The organism is Peribacillus huizhouensis (genome assembly GCF_014138605.1).
Lineage (GTDB): Bacteria > Bacillota > Bacilli > Bacillales > DSM-1321 > Peribacillus > Peribacillus huizhouensis.
The window spans coordinates 1-18,353 of sequence record NZ_JACJHX010000015.1 but is presented as its reverse complement, the minus strand read 5'-3'; the positions used below and the strand labels follow the sequence as shown (position 1 = coordinate 18,353).

19 protein-coding genes and 3 pseudogenes are annotated in these 18,353 nt (G+C 33.9%); 6 read left to right on the top strand and 16 right to left on the bottom strand.

Annotation, left to right across the window (positions count from 1 at the left end):
- Window positions 1–11: 11 nt before the first annotated feature.
- The 8 genes and pseudogenes from HNP81_RS18495 to HNP81_RS24475 form a co-directional block, all read right to left on the bottom strand.
- Window positions 12–962, bottom strand: coding sequence for a TIGR03571 family LLM class oxidoreductase (locus HNP81_RS18495; RefSeq protein WP_182503595.1), 951 nt, complete (start codon window positions 960–962; stop codon window positions 12–14).
- A 364-nt stretch (window positions 963–1,326) separates the two neighbouring features.
- Window positions 1,327–2,328 carry an LLM class flavin-dependent oxidoreductase gene (locus tag HNP81_RS18490; protein WP_182503594.1) on the bottom strand — a complete coding sequence of 334 codons (1,002 nt, stop codon included), beginning with the start codon at window positions 2,326–2,328 and terminating at the stop codon, window positions 1,327–1,329.
- Window positions 2,329–2,537: 209 nt separating this feature from the next.
- Window positions 2,538–2,624: pseudogene (locus HNP81_RS18485) on the bottom strand (hypothetical protein); the annotation flags it as partial.
- 189 nt (window positions 2,625–2,813) lie between these two features.
- Window positions 2,814–2,993: a hypothetical protein gene (locus HNP81_RS18480; RefSeq protein ID WP_182503593.1), complete on the bottom strand. Its 180-nt coding sequence runs from the start codon at window positions 2,991–2,993 to the stop codon at window positions 2,814–2,816.
- A 155-nt stretch (window positions 2,994–3,148) separates the two neighbouring features.
- Window positions 3,149–4,111: a TIGR03571 family LLM class oxidoreductase gene (locus tag HNP81_RS18475; protein ID WP_182503592.1), complete on the bottom strand. Its 963-nt coding sequence runs from the start codon at window positions 4,109–4,111 to the stop codon at window positions 3,149–3,151.
- Window positions 4,112–4,128: 17 nt separating this feature from the next.
- Window positions 4,129–4,467: an ArsR/SmtB family transcription factor gene (locus HNP81_RS18470; protein WP_034300900.1), complete on the bottom strand. Its 339-nt coding sequence runs from the start codon at window positions 4,465–4,467 to the stop codon at window positions 4,129–4,131.
- A 1,011-nt stretch (window positions 4,468–5,478) separates the two neighbouring features.
- Window positions 5,479–6,186 (bottom strand): DUF421 domain-containing protein, encoded by a 708-nt coding sequence (locus HNP81_RS18465; RefSeq protein WP_028390990.1) that lies wholly within the window; start codon window positions 6,184–6,186, stop codon window positions 5,479–5,481.
- A gap of 406 nt (window positions 6,187–6,592) precedes the next feature.
- Entirely contained in the window at window positions 6,593–6,682 is a 90-nt protein-coding gene (locus HNP81_RS24475; RefSeq protein ID WP_312859701.1) for a hypothetical protein, read from the bottom strand.
- 1,234 nt (window positions 6,683–7,916) lie between these two features.
- Here HNP81_RS24475 and HNP81_RS18460 point away from each other — a divergent pair.
- Together HNP81_RS18460 and HNP81_RS18455 are read left to right on the top strand one after the other, a co-directional pair.
- Window positions 7,917–8,129 carry a histidine kinase gene (locus tag HNP81_RS18460; protein WP_182503591.1) on the top strand — a complete coding sequence of 71 codons (213 nt, stop codon included), beginning with the start codon at window positions 7,917–7,919 and terminating at the stop codon, window positions 8,127–8,129.
- A gap of 1,061 nt (window positions 8,130–9,190) precedes the next feature.
- Window positions 9,191–9,487 (top strand): Type 1 glutamine amidotransferase-like domain-containing protein, encoded by a 297-nt coding sequence (locus tag HNP81_RS18455; protein ID WP_051404886.1) that lies wholly within the window; start codon window positions 9,191–9,193, stop codon window positions 9,485–9,487.
- Between the two features lie 28 nt (window positions 9,488–9,515).
- Here HNP81_RS18455 and HNP81_RS18450 read toward each other — a convergent pair.
- The 7 genes and pseudogenes from HNP81_RS18450 to HNP81_RS18420 form a co-directional block, all read right to left on the bottom strand.
- Window positions 9,516–9,938 (bottom strand): annotated as a pseudogene (locus HNP81_RS18450) (IS1595 family transposase); the annotation flags it as partial.
- A 290-nt stretch (window positions 9,939–10,228) separates the two neighbouring features.
- Window positions 10,229–10,687: an NUDIX domain-containing protein gene (locus HNP81_RS18445; RefSeq protein WP_182503590.1), complete on the bottom strand. Its 459-nt coding sequence runs from the start codon at window positions 10,685–10,687 to the stop codon at window positions 10,229–10,231.
- 10 nt (window positions 10,688–10,697) lie between these two features.
- Window positions 10,698–11,156, bottom strand: coding sequence for a putative iron-sulfur cluster-binding metallochaperone (locus HNP81_RS18440; RefSeq protein WP_182503651.1), 459 nt, complete (start codon window positions 11,154–11,156; stop codon window positions 10,698–10,700).
- Window positions 11,156–11,533 (bottom strand): annotated as a pseudogene (locus tag HNP81_RS18435) (MerR family DNA-binding protein). Before HNP81_RS18435 ends, HNP81_RS18440 begins: the two are co-directional and overlap by 1 nt.
- Window positions 11,534–11,620: 87 nt before the next feature.
- Entirely contained in the window at window positions 11,621–12,277 is a 657-nt protein-coding gene (gene sigH, locus HNP81_RS18430; RefSeq protein ID WP_376766769.1) for an RNA polymerase sporulation sigma factor SigH, read from the bottom strand.
- An 885-nt stretch (window positions 12,278–13,162) separates the two neighbouring features.
- A complete protein-coding gene (locus tag HNP81_RS18425) occupies window positions 13,163–13,639 on the bottom strand; it encodes a GNAT family N-acetyltransferase (protein WP_182503588.1) in 477 nt (158 codons plus the stop codon).
- Window positions 13,640–14,019: 380 nt separating this feature from the next.
- Window positions 14,020–14,589, bottom strand: coding sequence for a DUF4871 domain-containing protein (locus HNP81_RS18420; protein WP_182503587.1), 570 nt, complete (start codon window positions 14,587–14,589; stop codon window positions 14,020–14,022).
- Between the two features lie 1,000 nt (window positions 14,590–15,589).
- Here HNP81_RS18420 and HNP81_RS18415 point away from each other — a divergent pair.
- Genes HNP81_RS18415 through HNP81_RS18405 form a run of 3 tightly spaced genes read left to right on the top strand, consistent with a single transcriptional unit; the run spans window position 15,590 to window position 16,650 of the window.
- A complete protein-coding gene (locus HNP81_RS18415) occupies window positions 15,590–15,955 on the top strand; it encodes a DUF2089 domain-containing protein (protein ID WP_182503586.1) in 366 nt (121 codons plus the stop codon).
- Between the two features lie 13 nt (window positions 15,956–15,968).
- Window positions 15,969–16,358 carry an SHOCT-like domain-containing protein gene (locus HNP81_RS18410; RefSeq protein ID WP_182503585.1) on the top strand — a complete coding sequence of 130 codons (390 nt, stop codon included), beginning with the start codon at window positions 15,969–15,971 and terminating at the stop codon, window positions 16,356–16,358.
- A gap of 10 nt (window positions 16,359–16,368) precedes the next feature.
- Window positions 16,369–16,650 (top strand): hypothetical protein, encoded by a 282-nt coding sequence (locus HNP81_RS18405; RefSeq protein ID WP_182503584.1) that lies wholly within the window; start codon window positions 16,369–16,371, stop codon window positions 16,648–16,650.
- A gap of 388 nt (window positions 16,651–17,038) precedes the next feature.
- Here HNP81_RS18405 and HNP81_RS24010 read toward each other — a convergent pair whose 3' ends face one another.
- Entirely contained in the window at window positions 17,039–17,254 is a 216-nt protein-coding gene (locus HNP81_RS24010; protein WP_246399450.1) for a hypothetical protein, read from the bottom strand.
- A gap of 734 nt (window positions 17,255–17,988) precedes the next feature.
- Between HNP81_RS24010 and HNP81_RS18395 the strand changes: the two genes are divergently transcribed.
- On the top strand, window positions 17,989–18,353 hold a 365-nt coding region (locus tag HNP81_RS18395), incomplete at its 3' end, for an SOS response-associated peptidase (RefSeq protein WP_182503583.1).

Here is an 18,353-nt window from a genome sequence, read left to right as displayed (position 1 = left end):
CTTCATTAATATTAATGTGTTGGAAAATGCGGTAAAATTTCTTCTCCAATTTCCTGAATCATTTCATCCATTGGCCTTGTAGCAAAATACGGTACAAAGACTAAATGATTAACACCTATTTCCTTGAATTTAAATAACAATTCCAACAAATGATTTCTACCCAATCGATACCCCAACGGAATTTCTGTTGGGGATTCATTTGGATTTTCCGATAAATCGATATACAAGGTTTGCGTAAATGGTTTAAATAATCCTGGGTTCTTTTTGTCCACTAATTCACGATAGTTTCGAATTAAAGAGGTTTGTTCTTCAATATTCCTTGGGTATTGAATCCAACCGTCTCCATGTTCAGCAATCCAATCCATTGATTGTTGGCTTGACCCAGTCACCATCGTCGGAATGGTCGTAACAGGAGTTGGAATTAATTTCATACTTCTTCCATCTATCATTCCCTGATTAGAATCAATCGTTGGCTGCACTTCCTTCAGTAATCGTTCAACGATACTAAAGTTCTCCTGAAAAAGATTTCCTCTTCCTTCCCGCTCTACTCCTAAAGCAGTAAAATCTTTTTTTCGGTCTCCCGAAGCAACTCCCATAATCAGTCGGTCAGGGAATAAACGGTCGATAGATGTTGCTTCCTTTGCAACTCGAACAGGATGACGCAACGGAAGAACAACACTAGATGTTCCTAATGCGATATGTTTCGTCTGTGCAGCCAAATAGGTTAAATAAATCCATAAATCATAGAGTTGTCCGTGATCATCAGATTCTAAATCTTGCATCGTAACATCACGTAGCCAAATTGCCGCAAACCCCATTTTCTCAAGTTTACACGCGAGGCTAACGGTATTCTCCATTTTTGGAAGTAAATTCGACTTTGGTTCAAATGGTGTTAAAAACCCAAGTGTCATTTTATCCTTTTGATACATACGATTAAATCCCTTATGTTGATTGAGACTCATATAATTCCTCCTATTTATGAAAGGCTTTTACCGATAATGCTTTCTAATTGTTTAATTGCTTTTTCATTTCTTCGATAATAGGTCCACTGCCCGATGCATTTCTAAAAGACCACTTTGCTGAAAGAATGATAAATATTGAGTTGACGTTGACTCCCCTAGACCTATCTTATCTTGTATATTTCCCACACAAACCCTTCCAAAGAAATCGTCTCTCTTATGGATATGGGCTTGAGGAGGGAAATTTTTTCTGGCTCATTTAGCATATGTAAAATTTTTAACTTATCTCTAGAAACGAAACACTTCATTTAGAAACTATGATTTATTTTACCGCTATGCTTCAGAAGCCAGCCGATAAGGAGTATGATTATTCACCAACAGCTTCTTTTAACAATTTAAAGGAGCGTTTTCGTTCTTCAAAATCATAAATAGGTGTAATGGCCATTAGTTCATCAATCGGAAACTTATTCGTTAATTCCTTTATTTTTTGAGCTACAGTTTCTTTAGAACCAATAATATATGTTTCTTTGACAGATTCCATTTCTCGTTTTTCAGATGGATTTATTACATGTGACAATGCTTTTTCTGAATCTACTACACGTGTAAGTCGTCCGCGGTGTAAATAATAATTAAACCTCAACGCACTTTCAGCTATTTTTTCCGCCTTTTGATCAGTGCTTGCTACTATCACTTTCATTGTGACCAACACTTTTGGTTTCTCTAGATATTTTGATGGTGTAAAGTTATCAACATATAACTTCAACGCTTGTTCCATTCCACCTGGCTGATAGTTAATAAATTGCGCAAAGGCGTAAGGCAATCCTTTTTCTGCTGCTAAAATTGCAGAAGAATTACTTGTACCTAATATCCATAATTCCGGTTTTCTATCAATAACTGGCGTTGTTTCTAAACCTCTTATAGGATGGTTTTCAGGTAGCGTATCCTCAAGATATTCTAGCACTTGGTCAATTTGATCTGGGAAGATATCTACATTTCTAGCTCTTTCACCTTGTAATGCAATCGTAGATAAATGGTGGCCTCCTGGGGCACGCCCCACCCCCATATCTACACGTCCTGTAGCAAGTGCACTCATTACCTTAAAATTCTCTGCTACTTTATAAGCACTATAGTGTGGTAACATAACCCCGCCGGTACCTACTTTTATATGATCTGTTTTAGCCAACAAATGACTCGCAAGAATTTCAGGGGAAGATCCTGCTAAAGCGTCTGTACTATGATGCTCTGATAACCAATAACGATGGTACCCTAATTTATCAACATATTTTGCTAACTCAACTGAATGGGCAAAGCCTTCTTCCGCTGTAATTCCTTCTAATAACTGAGTTTGATCTAATACACTGATTTTCATTTGTTTTCTCCTTTATTATTATTTATTGATAAAACAATATTTTTATATCGAGAAATTCAAATTCATCGATATGTATGTTGTTACGATACTTTACCAATAAAAAATTAGATAATTAATTATATCTATTTATTTCGATATATAGATATTAAAGATTACATTTTATGTTGTCAACACATTTGAATCTTCACATTACATCGTGTTCATTCGTGCTTTTTTAAAAGCATTGCCGCTACAGAAAAATCGACTCCGCCTGACATTCCCACAATTACACGTGTATCTTTTGGTGCTTTTTCCATTAAAAGTTCCCTCCTGTCCTCCTATCATATATAAACAATGGCTTTGAAAAATTTACATTTACCTGAAAAATAATTTCCATAAGGAAAAGCATCTATTTAAAGTATTGTAGAGTGGCAGCTCATCAAACTTTCCATCCCTTCTAAGAAATCTTCGATAAGAGAGAGGAACAGTAACATCTTGTAGAGTTGCTAAATGATATTCAAGAAGAAATGATTCTCCGGTTGGACGACTAATCCTGCTCCTCTGTCATCCATCGTGACAGCAGAACGTTCGTATATATCAACTTGATGTCCTTTTTCCTTTAAATCGATACCTGCAAATTGGCCTCCATGCGAAACAGCAATAATCGCTATTTTTAAAGACCCCATTGATACTAAAGAAGGTAGTAAAAAACTATTTGGATAATAGTAACACCTACATGGACAATTGTTTGTGCATAAATGGAAGATGGTTCAAATATAAAAGTGAAACAATGCTGACGAATTCAATCATAAAAATTGCATTCTTCCGAATATAAGGTACCTTAACTAATTGAGTCATGTGTTGGAAAATGTGGTAAAATTTCTTCTCCAATTTCCTGAATCATTTCTTCCATTGGTCTATGTGCAAAATAAGGCACAAACGCCAAATGATTAACCCCTATTGCTTGGAATTTGTATAATAATTCAAGTAGATGATTACGCCCTAAACGGAAACCTAATGGAATTGGCATCGGCACCGCATCGGGATTTTCCAATAAATCGATGTAAAAAGTTTGCGTAAATGGTTTAAATAACCCTGGGTTCTTTCTCTCTACTAGTTCACGATAATTTCGAATTAATGTGGCTTGCTCTTCGATACCACGTGGGTATTGAATCCAACCATTTCCGTGTTCAGCGATCCATTCGATGGATTGTTGGCTAAACCCTGTCACCATCGTCGGAATGGTCGTAACAGGAGTTGGAATCAATTTCATACTTCTTCCTTCTATCATTCCTTGATTAGAGTCAATCGTTGGCTGCTCTTCTTCTAGTAATCTTTCAACAAAATTGAAGTTCTGTTGAAAGAGATTCCCTCTTCCTTCCCGCTCTACTCCTAAAGCAGTAAAATCCTTTTGTCGGTCTCCCGAAGCAACTCCCATAATCAGTCGGTCAGGGAATAACCGATCGATGGATGTTGCTTCTTTGGCAACTCGAACAGGGTGACGCAACGGAAGCACCACACTTGCAGTTCCTAACGCTATATGTTTCGTGTGTGCAGCCAAATAGGTTAAATAAATCCATAAATCATAGACTTGTCCGTGATCATTCGATTTTGCATCTTGCATTGTAACATCCCGTAACCAAATTGCAGAAAATCCAAGATCTTCTATTTTACGAGAGAGTTCAACTGTATTTTCCATCTTTGGGAGCTCATTGGTCATCGGTTCAAATGGTGGTAAAAATCCAAGCGTCATTTTACCTTTTTGATACATACGATTAAATCCCTTATGCTGATTGAGACTCATGTAATTCCTCCATTGTATTACAGTTGTTTACCAATAAAACCTTCTAATTGTGTAATCACTTTTTCATTTCTGCGATAATATGTCCACTGGCCAATTCGTTTCATCTCTAAAAGACCGCTTTGTTGCAATAGTGATAAATATTGAGAAGTAGTTGATTGAACCAAGCCTATCTTATCTCGTATATCTCCCACACAAACCCCTCCTTGGAAATCGTCTCCCTTATGGATATGAACTTGGGGAGGGAAGTTGTTTTCCGGCTCTTTTAACATTTGGATAATTTTCAACCTAGTTGCATTTGATAATGCTTTAAACATGTCTACAATTTTTTCATCAATGATTACTTGTTTTTCTTCCATCGTTAACCAGTATCCTTTCTTTTTACAAAAGACGCTTCCTTGAAGTTCTCTGCTACTTTGTATGCACTATATTGTGGTAACATAACACCATCAGTACCTACCTTAATATTAACTGTTTTATCTAACAAATAGCTAGCATGAATTTCAGGAGAAGATCCAGGCTAACGCATCTGTACTATGATGTTATGATAACGAGTAATGTTGATATCCTGATTTATCAACATATTTTGCCCACTCTACCGATTGTGTAAAACCTTCTTCTATAGATATTGAGATAAAGGTTATTCTTCTATTAAAAAAAACTAAAAAAGAAAAGTTAATCGTAATATTAGGATATACCGATATTATATTTTCTTATTAATATTGTCAACAAATATATTTTTATTTTAACTTTTAGTTTGTAGACAAAGTTAATTTTTAAAAATTTCCAGCTGATCGAAAACGTTTGTCTACACGATTTTCAACAATCTGGCACTTTAAAGGAAAAACTCTATTTTCAATCAAAGTTCATTAATCCGCCTTTTAATTCGATATAAAAACACTCATTTAGATAATCATATCCAAAGGGGAACGTCGCGACTTTATTCAAAACATCGCATCTTTTTTTATAAACATAGTGACTTTATTTCAAATCTACATCTCAAATAAATACTCAGTATTGTTTGGAAGTCTTATTCAATTAAATTGGCCCTAAAGCTAAATAAGGCACAATTCTTTTTAAGAATAGCGCCAGATTGTTAATGAACAAATAAATATAAATGTATACACTAACCAATAACGTACCGTAAAACAAAAAGCATCCAAGAGAGGAATGTCTCCTCGAACAATAAATGATCCGAATGAGGTAGGACTGTACAAGTGAAGATAATATGCCTCAGAAAAGAAATATTTTAGTTGTTCTTTTGAAATGAACTTCTTCAATATCAAGGAATGCTATTTTCCCCATCCCTCAACAGCTTTATTCCTAATGATATTTAAAAAGGAATATGCTGAGTTGGGGCGGGAAATTAATCAATTATCCTCTCCTGGCTTGTAGTAATAAGGCGCATTTTTATGATCTTTGATTTCATTATTATCAATAAATAACTTTCCATTTTCCTGAAACGTGGCCAGCATGATGCTCTCTACTTTTTCACCCATTATTTTCACTTCAGTCATTAGCCAATCTATGTCCAGCTTTAGGTATTTTAAATTATGGGAAACAATTTGGCCATCCATAATCAGAGGGATTGGCACATATTCTTTTTTTACCTTTAAGTTTAAATCATTCGGCTGCACAGGTCGGTAATCAGCCTTAGGTATGACACTTATATCACCAAAATCCTCCATAACGGCAATGGCGATATTTTGTGTATCCGTGTAACCTTTCACCCGCAAATGGGACAATAATTCATTCACAGGCATTCGGACCTTTTTCAGTCCCTTTCGATCGATGTCCCCATTACGAATCAATACAGTAGGACTGTTATATAAGAGCCATCTTAATTTATTATGTAGGGATAAACGGCCGATAATTTTATAAATAATAACGGTGATTCCAGCATAGATGATGGCTTTTCCGAGATTATTGACCACAACCGGTGCACTGATAATATTCGTAAGCACAAAGACATACAATAAATCGAACGAGTGCATTTCGGCCACGGCCTTTTTTCCTGACAGCCTTAAAAATAAAAATCCGACCAAAAACACAATAACTGCTCGGTAAATTAGTTCCAAATGTGGTTCACCTCTGGGAAATTCGACTATTACTATCGATAGTATGAGTAGATTCGACCGGATCTAAACTAGGGGAAAAACTTTTTATAAGTATTAAAAATGAACACTGCCATAGTGCTCGTTGGTCCAATTGGTAAAATAGCATAAATAATACCCTTGGCTAGACACGTGGAACAACTACCCAGATTAGAATAAAAAAACAATGATGGATTCATGAAGCAGTGCGCCACCGTATTTTTTCTGTATCAGCATCCCACAAAGATTCCTGTAACTGTTGGTCAATAAGCATCCTAGTTTCCGCTTCAGTAAAATCAAAATTTCTCGCTACTTTTTGAGACTCCTTACGATGTCTTTGCTTTTCTTTATCTGAAACTTAAAGTTATTCCTTGCGTATCATTTCAAGTTCCTATTCATTTCCAGTAAGATTTTTTTCATAATTTTTCGCGCTTTTTAATACGTCCCTTGGATGGACAATACTTGCGGTCAAACTTCCCATTGATGCTCTATGAAGCCCGATAACTTGATTTTTAGTTTAGCATCATCACAAGAAATACTTCTCTATCTTCATCTGCAATATATGAAACTGCTTATTCTTGCGCATCTCCTGATGATGAAATCCGATAAGATGAAAACTCTGATGATTCCCTGAATTCCTGTCTTAATCGTACTACTTCAATAATTGGGGTTAATGCCATTTAAAACACTCCTTTTTCGTATAATTTCTTGAATTACTTATTTCCATTGATTCTCTGGCTAACCGATTGGACTTGTCCCACCTCCTAAAGTTTTTTCAATTATGGATTTGGTGTTTTAAGTTTTTCCACAAAAGTTTTTTATGTTGCACAGCTTTTTTAATAAAATAGTTTTGTGCCCCTTGATCGATTGACTAGACCTCTTAGCTTTTTGCCGGTAAAGTTCGGGTGTCCTACCGGATAAGCTTAGAAGGCTTGCGCTGTTTTACGATTCGGAAGGCAAAATGGAAAAGAAAAAAAAGCACCCTGACGGGTGCATTCCTTTCGTCCTTATCTCTTTTATCTTTAGCTGTAGTGCTGCCGTGCAAAACCTTACTTGCGCGTATTTGACCTTGCATCGAATGTTAATATTTCCCATAATAAAAACCAGAATCCTTTAGCTCTCGTACTAACTGTTTTTTATAATTCCTTCCATAAACGTTATATTAATGATCTACTAAATCACCATCACAGATATCTCCATGGATTTCTATAAGATAACCTACTATACGGTTATGAATCTTCTATATAACAAAACTTTTATACTCGCGATTCTTCCGATAATTTTTTATGCTCGTCTTCTTTAATCACGTACATCTGTTTCCTTTAGTTTTGGTTAACAACCTCTGAGTGATATATGTTGCAGCATATATAGGGAATTTTTCAAATTTCTTTGCTTCCTTTTTTAGGTTCCTACTTTTTTACAACTCTACTTGTTCTCTAAAAGTAGTAGGTGGTTTCACTGTTAAGTTATCTTTTTTTGGTTCCAATTTAACATTTCCCCTTGATATAATTAAAAATTTACAATAACACCATATAAAGCTAACGCTATTCTCAAAATAGTCCTAAATAAGCAAACTTTTCTTCTCTTAACCATGAAAAAAGGAGATGATACATCAGTATTCACACGCTAGAAATATTAGCTTTGGAAATGATGGAAATATTATTATTTGATTTATGATAAACTAAATTAAAAGGAATAAGAAAGGAAGCTGTAGGATGAAACGATTTATTTTAGTTATTCCAGTTATAATTATCGTTTATTTTTTTGCTATGTGGATGTTGAATAAAGATTATGCAATGATCGATATGCCAATACGAATACTGATAGCAGCCGGTGGATCTATTTTATCTGGAGTCATCACCTTCTTTCTCATGCGCAGAGAGGCTGAAAACTTCGTTGAAGCACATCGGGAGCGAAAAAACAGGTAAATACTTGTTATAAGTAAAAATAAGCATCTTGCCTTTAGCCATAATATGCGATGCACGTTTAAGTCTTCTACATTCGGATAAAGATTCCATATGTACGTGACGAAATGGGCAGAAGGCTTGTATTTTTAAGGAGGTCATGTAAGTACAAGCGCGGATAGGTGAATATGCAGCCAAATCCATACACAAATACAAGTTGGATTAATTCCTATTGCCTTAACCTTTCAACTGCCGGATCATTCTGGTACTCATATAAAAACATCCCCTACATGTCTAGCATTAGCCGCAGTCTTTCTATACTATTCTATGCGCTGTTCATAGATCCTATTTCTGGGGTTAAAAGTGGGGAATCATTTGATAAGTGTTTAGATTAGCGTTCAATGCTATGGTTAAACTTAATGATCAAAGATATATAGGGGTATTCCTTTACAAATTGTTTTGTTTTCTAGATACAAAATAAATAAAGATAGCTGATATTATTATCGTTCCACCCATCACTAACACAGGGAAGAACATAGTAATTATGAAATGATTATAAATCCAAGCATCATACATAAAATCCACCCTGCTTCTTATTGTTAGTATGAACGCTAATAATCATCATATCCTTTTTTACTGAACTTCAGGCTAACTCCATTACTCCATAGATAAATCGAGAATTTTATGAAGAGAATCTCTTAACATTGCAATGGAAAGTAGATAATTATTATTTTTTGGTTTTCTTCTTGTTTTGAGGTAAGTAGTTGAAGGCTAGGGTGATGTCTAATATGTATCGACCTTTATTTTTTGACTTTTTACAATTTATGTTTTGATAATAAATGAAACGACTTTTCTTTAATTAGACATGTTTATTGTTATTTAACAATTATTAGGTCTAGAATTGCAGATGATATTTATTTAGTTATGCATACTTTTTAGTTATGCATACTTTTTAAAGTTTAGTTCGTAAAAAAGCTTTAAAAGAGAGATTAATTCTCTTTTAGGGCTTTTCATTGCTACTCCATATTGATTTTATCTTTATACTCTTTTAATATTTTTGTATTTAAATCGCTTATTTCAGAAAAATGCCATTCGTTTCAAAAAATGTATTTATTGTAGGTGTTAGTGCTGGTGCTGTTCTACTTGGTCCTAATATTAAGGTCGTTCATTACTTAACTCCGCAAATGGATACACTAAATACTAAAGATTTTTCAGCATTAGGATTAACGGATAAACTTGTTTTCCCTCACTACGACAGAGAAGATTTGTTCAAGGTTAGTACAAGCAAGACAATTGAAGATAGACTGAAAGAATTTGAAACGCTTGAAAATTGTGAAATTAAGAGACTTAAAGACGATGAATATATTACAATAGAAAAGTAATTTATTGACCTCTATTTTGAGGTCTCTTTTATGCACATCGCAACATCTCAACCGTTGTATATTTAGACTTTTGACACGCTGAAATGAGCATTTGCTCTATTCATTTACCAAATGCTAAATCTTTCCCTATTCGAGCCAACGAAACCAATAGAGGTAGTTGTCCAATTAATGAGTTACCATACCTTGAGAACGCTCCAACCACCCTTTTAATCGTTTATGGAAGTTATTAACGTGTTGTATGTGATATATTCTTTTTTTCACATACTGTTTTTGGTGTTCATTAACCATTTCGTGTAATGATCCTTTAAGTTTGGCAAACTTCTTGTAGTTAGTGGCTGTATCAGTACATAAAAAACAGACGGTGAATAAACTCACCATATACAGTGTCGATTACTTCGACTTTAACACGTACTGTTCCTGCTTTACGAGCAATCGTATTGTCGTTTCTATCTTATGCTACTACAACTGTTGGTTTGAAATAAAGTTTGATCAAAAACACCTCGCAAACCCATATTTTATGATAAATAAGAAGAATCCATTGTGACAAAAGATTGATCAAAATAGATTCATTTTTAGCAGATTTAGGTTAGGTTTTTAAAAAAAGTTAGATCATTTCTACCTGTTTTGTTCAGCAATCGCACCTGATTGCTGAAGATCAAAAAATTTTAAAAGAACTTCAAAAATTGTTATTAGTTAACGTGCTAAAGAACTCGTTAGCTCGATAAAGAAATAGCTTTTACATTAACTTTTTACAAGCTTCTCCTTCAATTCAACCAACTTTTTCTTAATGGAAGGATCTGTTTCTTCAGGTAATTGGTCCAACTTGAAGAATTCAGCTTCAATTACTTGATTCTCATCTGGTATTAATTCTCCTTCATAGTCCGTACATAAATAACCAATTGCAACAGTATGATATTCATCTTCACCGTTTTCAGGTTTTGTTTTTAATTCCTGACCAGAGTAAACACCAAATAATCTTAGAGAATTTAGCATCAAACCTAAATCTTCTTTTACATTTCTTTTAATACAATGCTCAACTGACTCATTTAACTGCAAAATTCCACCTGGAATTCCCCAAAGTGCACCTGAATATCTATACAATAATATTTCGCCTTTATTATTTATTATAGCAACGCTTGGTCGGACTATTATCAGTGGAGCATTTCCGATCATTTCTCTCATATCTTCACAATAACCCATAAAATCCTCCCTATGTTAATTGATTAATAAACTTTGTAACGTTTCCTAGGCAGCAACTACCTTGAGGGTTATTCACTTCACAACCACATCGGTTTTCCTTTATGTTCTCTCGAATATGTTCTACCGGATTAGGAATAATACCTTTTTCAACATATTCCATTATTCTCTCTTTTGTCCAGTCAAAACAATAACAAATCGGTGTAAGAGACGAATCATCTTTTTGATAAACAGCTACCTGTATATCAGATATAAGATACATGTTATTATTCGTATCAAAATAGACTACGTTACATTTTTTAGTTGAGCAAAAATAGTGACTTTCTTTTGCATTTAATGACTCTAATGCGGATGGTTTAAGTAATGATTTTAGTGTAATTAACAGTACCTTTTTACCATTATTTTTACATAATGGGCAGATACCATCACTTTCAGTTCTTATTTTATTTACGTTACTACAACAATTTTCCATCATTCTCCCACCTTTTTCTTATTCATTAAGATTTCAATAATAGGACATTCATATAAAGATTTTTCATCAGGGCAACATTCTTTCAAATTAGTAAGCATATGTTCTATTCTTTTTAAGTCTTTAATCTTCTTTTGTACTTCATCTATTTTCTGAATGACAAAATCATACATATGCAGACATCGCTCATCATCTTTATCAACTACCCCAAGTAATTTATGAATTTAAGGTAAAGAGAATCCTAATTCTTGCATTCGTTTAATAAACCGAATTCGATCAACTGTTTTCGATGGGTACATTCTATACCCTGATTCTGATCGGGAATGCTCTGATACTATTCCCATTCTTAAATCAAATTTTATTATAAACAAAGAAACCATTCTGAACTAAGATTGATCAAAATGTAGGGTTTCTTTAAATTAAGGAGGATGTATATTTTCATAAAAAGAATTATCCCAAGAAGTTTTTTAGATTGCGATTTTTTCCCTCAGTATCTGTTCAAGTTTTCTTTTGACTCGCTGTAGAGCATTATCAATCGACTTTACATGCGTGTTCAATTCTTCAGAAATTTCCACATATGAATGTCCTTTAATATAAAGGTCCATCACCCTTCTTTCCAATTCACTAAGCAATTTTGATATTTTTTTATTTATATCATCAAAGTTTTCTTGGTTTATGATTAAAACTTCCGGATTCGTTATTTCTTGTTCAGAAATCATATCCTTTAGCGTATAGTTTGATTCATTATCGTAAAGTGGCTTGTCCAGAGATATATAAGCATTTAGAGGACCATGCTTTTGACGATTAGCCACTTTGATCGCTGTTAATATTTGTCTTGTGATACAAAGATCAGCAAAAGATTTAAACGAGGTATTCATGTCTTCCTTAAAGTCACGAATAGCTTTATATAAACCAATCATTCCCTCTTGAACTAGATCCTCTTTATCTGCACCGACTAAAAAGTATGGACGTGTTTTCATCTGAACGAAGTTCTGGTATTTATTAATTAAAAATGCCAGTGATTCGCTATCGCCACTATGCGCCATCTTTACCAATACCTTATCTTCTAAATTAGCATAATTTCCAACACTTTGATTTACCTTGAAATTTACATTCACACATATCCCTCCGCCAAACTCTACTGAAATCTATTACTTAATAAATTGATATATTGTTTTTCCTATAAGAAAAATTTATCTAGGAATTTGTTTATAAAAGTAATGCTGTATTAATCGATTTTATTTTTTTGTATCTATCTATATATCGAATTACTAGTATAAAATATAATAAATGAAAACGCTGTCGATTAAAGTCTTATGTAGTCTGTTTATTAAATTCCAACTTACTAGGTTCATTGAAATTGGACAACTAGGTAAAAGAACTTTCAAGTTATTACTCAGGGTGCTATAGCTGTTTAATCGATAGGTAATCTTTACAACCTTTTTCTTCCGATTGCATCAATTGACACTAATAACCTTAATAAACGAACAAAAAAAAAGAGCATGTTTTGAAAAAAGATTGATCAAAACACACTCTTAATATATTCAATTGAATCACTCATTAAAAAAAAGCTGGTTCATTTTTGTGATTTTTCCTCCAATAAAGCGCCCTTTCGTATTATAAGGTCAGTCAGAAAATATTTCTGGTTGACCTTTTTTTATATCGATATATGATAACCGTAGCCGGGGTAGAATGTACGCGCCCGTGGGGCTTGATCCCGACCATTAAACTGTTCGCCCTCTACTTGTTAACACATGATTAGGCTGGTTGGGACATAGTGATCCCGTATAACAAGCGAAGATATGAATGACAAGGTAGATAGAGGTTACCGGTCAATCCATTACATCAGGAGGAGATAATACAGGAATCAAGTAGTTAGTCTGGATGTCGCAAAAGGTTGTTGCTTATTTAAGAAAAGCACCCGATAGTTTAAGTGAATTACATCATAAGATTAATCCTTTTAAACATATTATTATTTTCTTTTAAGCGAATTGGTCATTGAGAAAAGTTCATATCTTTTGCAAATCCAATGAATATATAAGTTCACCGTTATCATCTGTGGAAAGATAAGTAAATTTAAGCTTTTTAAGTAAGTTGATTGAAGCAAGATTTTCAGATGAAACACCTGCATTTATATTGATACAGCCTTTTTGCTTGAGCCAAGCGATAATTTTAACAAGTACTTCATATGCATAGCCTTGCTTGGCGTGAAAAGGACTTATAGTGTATCCAATCCAAAAAGTGTAATTTTCCCTTTTTAAATAAACATCACCAATCAATCGATTAGTTGTATTGTTGATTATGGCAAGCTGTACCCCCTTTAAAAAAGAAGGTTCGCTAAGTAATTCTTTAGCATACATTTGCTTTGTCAATCCTTTGAAACCCTGATATCGCATCCAGTTTTCATCATTTCTATATTGCATAAAATCGTCAAGATCTTTCTCTTCAAATCGACGTACAGTACATCGTTCAGTCTTTATCTCCATAACACTTACCTGCCTTTTTGTTTGTATATAAATCTCAAACAGAACTAGTGTTATGATATAGTATTTTTCTTTCTAGAACCAACAAAAAATTTTTTCGCACTCGTAAATTTAACAAAGATGCTATAACTACTTATTAATAAAATGTTAATTCAACTATACTGCTCGTTAGCTTAAGTGTAATTCTTTACAAACTCAACAATATTTCAACATAGATATCCAGTTTTCCTTAAAGGTTTTATTCAATTATATGGCCCTAAATGGAAATAGCGCTGTTCCTTATTACAGAAAAGCGCCTGATTATGGAGTAACGACTATTCCTAATAAGAAAATTTTAAAAACAGCGATAGTAATTTTAACTATGGCAAGTGACTAGTTTCTATTTAATCCTCAACCATAATGGTAACACTACCAAATAATTTATCACCTATATAGGTATCTAAAGCCCACTTCCCACTTTTATTAAATTTCATAGTTGTTGGGGCGTGGCCATTAGCTCCATTAAGCGAACCACCCATAGGAGCATCTTTTACTAACTCAATTTGTTCAGAAGTGTCTTGGTGAATTGCTTTTACCGTTAGTTTACCATTCAATTGTTCACCAGTTCCCCAAAAATACCAAATATGTTTTTGAGGTTTATTTACATAAAATTTATCATTTTCATCAAATGTAACCCCTAAGAGATTGGGTGTTCCAATTAGTGTGTTATTATCAATTTTAAAGTGTTCGCTTTCTTTCCAATAACGTTCATCCCTGACAATATCTTTACCACTTTCTTTTGTGGTTTCCTCCACCTTATGTTGATTATTAATAGATTCTTTTGGTTTATCCTGACCAGCATTATTTTTAGAAGAACAGCCTACTAGTGCCAAAAGAAATAATATCCCCAAAATGCAGATAACCTTTTTTATGTTAATCACTTTCCCTTCTGTAATCTTTGAAAATTTTGTCACTCTAATAATTTCTATATTTTTATAAAAATCCCTTCCTAAACTTAATGCACTTATAGTTTAAATACAATCTTTCACAAACAGCACACTAACAATACCATAAGTACTATTTTTCTTGAGGTCCTTCCTCCATTAAATGGCCTATTAAATAAAAAAGATGCGTTCCTAAATAAACGCGCCCTATTGTTAAAGATACCGGTATATATTTATCACTTGTTGTTTCAAAACAAACAATATCTATTCTAAAAGTTCTACGTTTACGTGAGCAGACATATCTGCTCCGTTATCTTGAAGAAAAGAAATCATATTCTAGTCTCTTGAATAGTATCTATACGATTTTCTTCTTCAACTTTACTGCACCCTGCGACAATCGTAAATAATACTATTAACACAATACTATTCAACCTATACACTTTGTCTCCCCCTCCTTCATATCAACATACAAGAGAACAATAAATATATTTTATTGGTTTAATACAAAATGTTAAAGACATACTTCGACAAATTCTGCGTAAAATCCTTTGTCTCCACATGATTTTATTTAAAACAAAAATGCCTTCCTTATTCTAAAAAGGCACCCTATGCTGGAATAACTAAAATATAGACCAAGTCTTCATATCACTGCATAATCGGAGATTATTCAACCCTTAAGCTTAATAATTTTCAAGTTCTAAATCATTAAATAATACATCAGTGCTAACGACTGCTGAATCATCATCAGTTGGAATATTAATATCAAATATCCATGGATTATTAGTCAGCATCCCAAAGTCTAGTAATCGTGCTCATTATATAATTGGGTATTTTCGCCAAGTCTAATATCTACAATATCAACCATTATGGTAAATATAATACTTGAATGAATAATGTAAACGGATTATTAATGATATTGAATAATAAATTAACATTATTGATTTTATTATTTAAAAAACTTAAATTTAATTATTTATATTTTTGATTTCTTGTTATATAATCGAATCAACTAAAAGGAAGGAATTTCATTATGGCTTATAAAGTAATTACAAATTGTCCTGTCTGCAGTAAAACATTGAAAATTACAAAGTTACAGTGCTCTCATTGTCACACTACGATTGAAAATGAGTTTGAATTATCTAAGCTGGCATCCTTATCAAAGGATCAGCTTCATTTTGTGGAAGTATTTTTAACATGCAGAGGGAATATCAAAGAAGTTGAAAAGGAACTGGGAATTTCGTATCCAACGGTCCGAGGCAAGCTAACAGACATCATTTCATCCCTTGGATATGTGCAGAAGAAGAAAAATGAGGTAGACGAGAAAAAGGTTGTCACCATGTTGGAAAATGGCGAAATCACATATGAAGAAGCCATTAAGCTCTTAAAAGAGGATTAGGGAGGAATTTATCATGAAAGAGGAAATTACAAGAGTGCTAACAATGGTTAAAGAAGGGAAGATTGAAGCAGATAAGGGTACAGAACTGATTCAAGTATTAAAAGAGAAAGAAAAAACAGGTAATAAGCTTTTTGAAAAGCCGACTAAATATTTAGATAAAACATTAAAAATTCGTGTTGTATCGGCCGAAAATGATAACGTCACGGTCAATTTGCCTATAAAACTTGTCAAGGTAGTATTAATGGCTGGACACAGCATCGCAGCGAGTATTCCTCAATCGGAAAAATACGTTAAAGATATAGACATAAGCCTTATTATTGAAGCAATCGAAAACGAATTAGATGGCCAAATTGTTGATATTAAATCGGCAAACGGGGATACCGTTTCGGTCATTATTGATTAGTGATTTGCTTATGATGCATGTAAAAGTGAAAGCAAAAGACCTTCGGTTTACCATCCCAATTCCATATGCTATTTTAAACATTGTTATTTCAATTTTGTCTTCAAAATTTTTTCAGCAAAATGCAAACAAATGGACAAAAGAGCACTTCAAAAGAAAAGAACTGGACTTTACCTTTCCATTAATAGATAAAAAAACGTTAAAGCCTATCGTCAAGGAACTGAAAAATTATAAGGGGTTCGTGCTAGTAGATGTCAAAGCTAAGGACGGTACTGAGGTTAAGGTTAGACTATAATTTATTATAGAATACACCGACCACTGACTGGAATTTTGAAGAAAAAGCCTAATTTCTCGCTTACAATACCGAGAAAATTATTATAGCCTCTATTGTAGTTTGGAATAAATATTGATTGAAAAATATCCCTCAATCCTAATCTAACAGCAACTTCAAAAACTCCATTTTGAAAAAAGATTGATCAAAATGGAGTTACTATTTTTAGATAAGTATGAGATTTTTATAAAAAAATGATCATTTTCCACCTATGTTATACAAGATTAGCGCCCGAATGTCCAATAACCTCAGACAATATAAAACTTAACAACCGATATATTGTCCCTCGTACTTTATTTACCTCAGTATAACAGTCTCAGCAGCTCATCACTTGGTTTCTTTAACACATTAACTAGGCAAATCGCACACCCAGCATCGCTGTGACCACCCCAACAAGCGTGCCAAATATACACACCGCAAGCCAAATTTTCCTGCTCCGCGCTCCTTTCAAAAAACACCATCCTCCAATAGCAAGTAAAATGCCCTCAATCAAAAACCACTGTTCGAACATGACCATATCCCACACTACGTACATATCATCGTGGATATGATATGTCCCATTCTCCAAGCCAATCACACCTGCAATTTGCAAGCCACGATAGACAATGCCAAAAATGCCATGAGCAGTGCCTATCGAACACCCTAACATAGATATGGAAAGCAACAACGAGCGCAGAATTTTATTATTGCCTATATAAATGAAACCAAGGCCTACGAGTCCTGCAGCAATAAAGATTGGTGTAGCAACCCAATTAATTAGTTGAAACTAGGAAGATGCAGCCACACTGGGTTTTAGTAGGAACAGCCCCATTCTTCCGCCTATAGCCCAATATAGGTGTAGCAGCATATAAGCAATGGACCATACAAAAACAGCGATCCCCGCCCAAAAGGACGATTTTGATTGCGATGGTTTCGACGACAGATTCGTATCCACTAACGATCACCTCGAAAGTATCCTAAGATCCTTTGTGTAAGACTTGTACTTAACACTTGATCTACTTCTTATGTTATGATACTTAACATTTTTGGCTATTAACCAATTCTTACTTGGAAAAGATGGGCCAAGGGAAGAAAATGAACACCGACAATAATAGCGATTATGAGAGTTATAAGTGCAAAAAAGTCCTCTACTTCTTTATATATTTATATTCAGGGAGGCAAATGATTGATCTATTATGTTTACATAAAATGCAAATTATCCAATCAACCATATAGAAATATTGGAATTCTGGAACGCTGATTTGTCACTAAAAGGATCATATGCTAGAATCAACCTAATTAAACTAACAAGTAGGTGATACTATGTGTGGACGATACACTTTGTTCACTGACATAGAAGAAATAATAGACCGTTTTGGCATAAATGCTCCATTTAATGACGAGTATCAATTCAGTTATAATATAGCTCCTTCACACTCTGTTTTGTCAGTTATCAATGACGGAACTAAGAATCGTTTAGGCTACCTTCGTTGGGGGTTAATCCCTTTCTGGGCTAAAGATGAAAAGATTGGTTACAAAATGATCAACGCTAGGGCTGAGACAATCGCTGAGAAACCAAGTTTTAAGAATGCCTATAAAAAGAAACGTTGTTTAATACTTGCTGACTCTTTCTATGAGTGGAAGAAAACACCCGAACGTAAAATTCCCATGCGAATCAAACTTAAGAC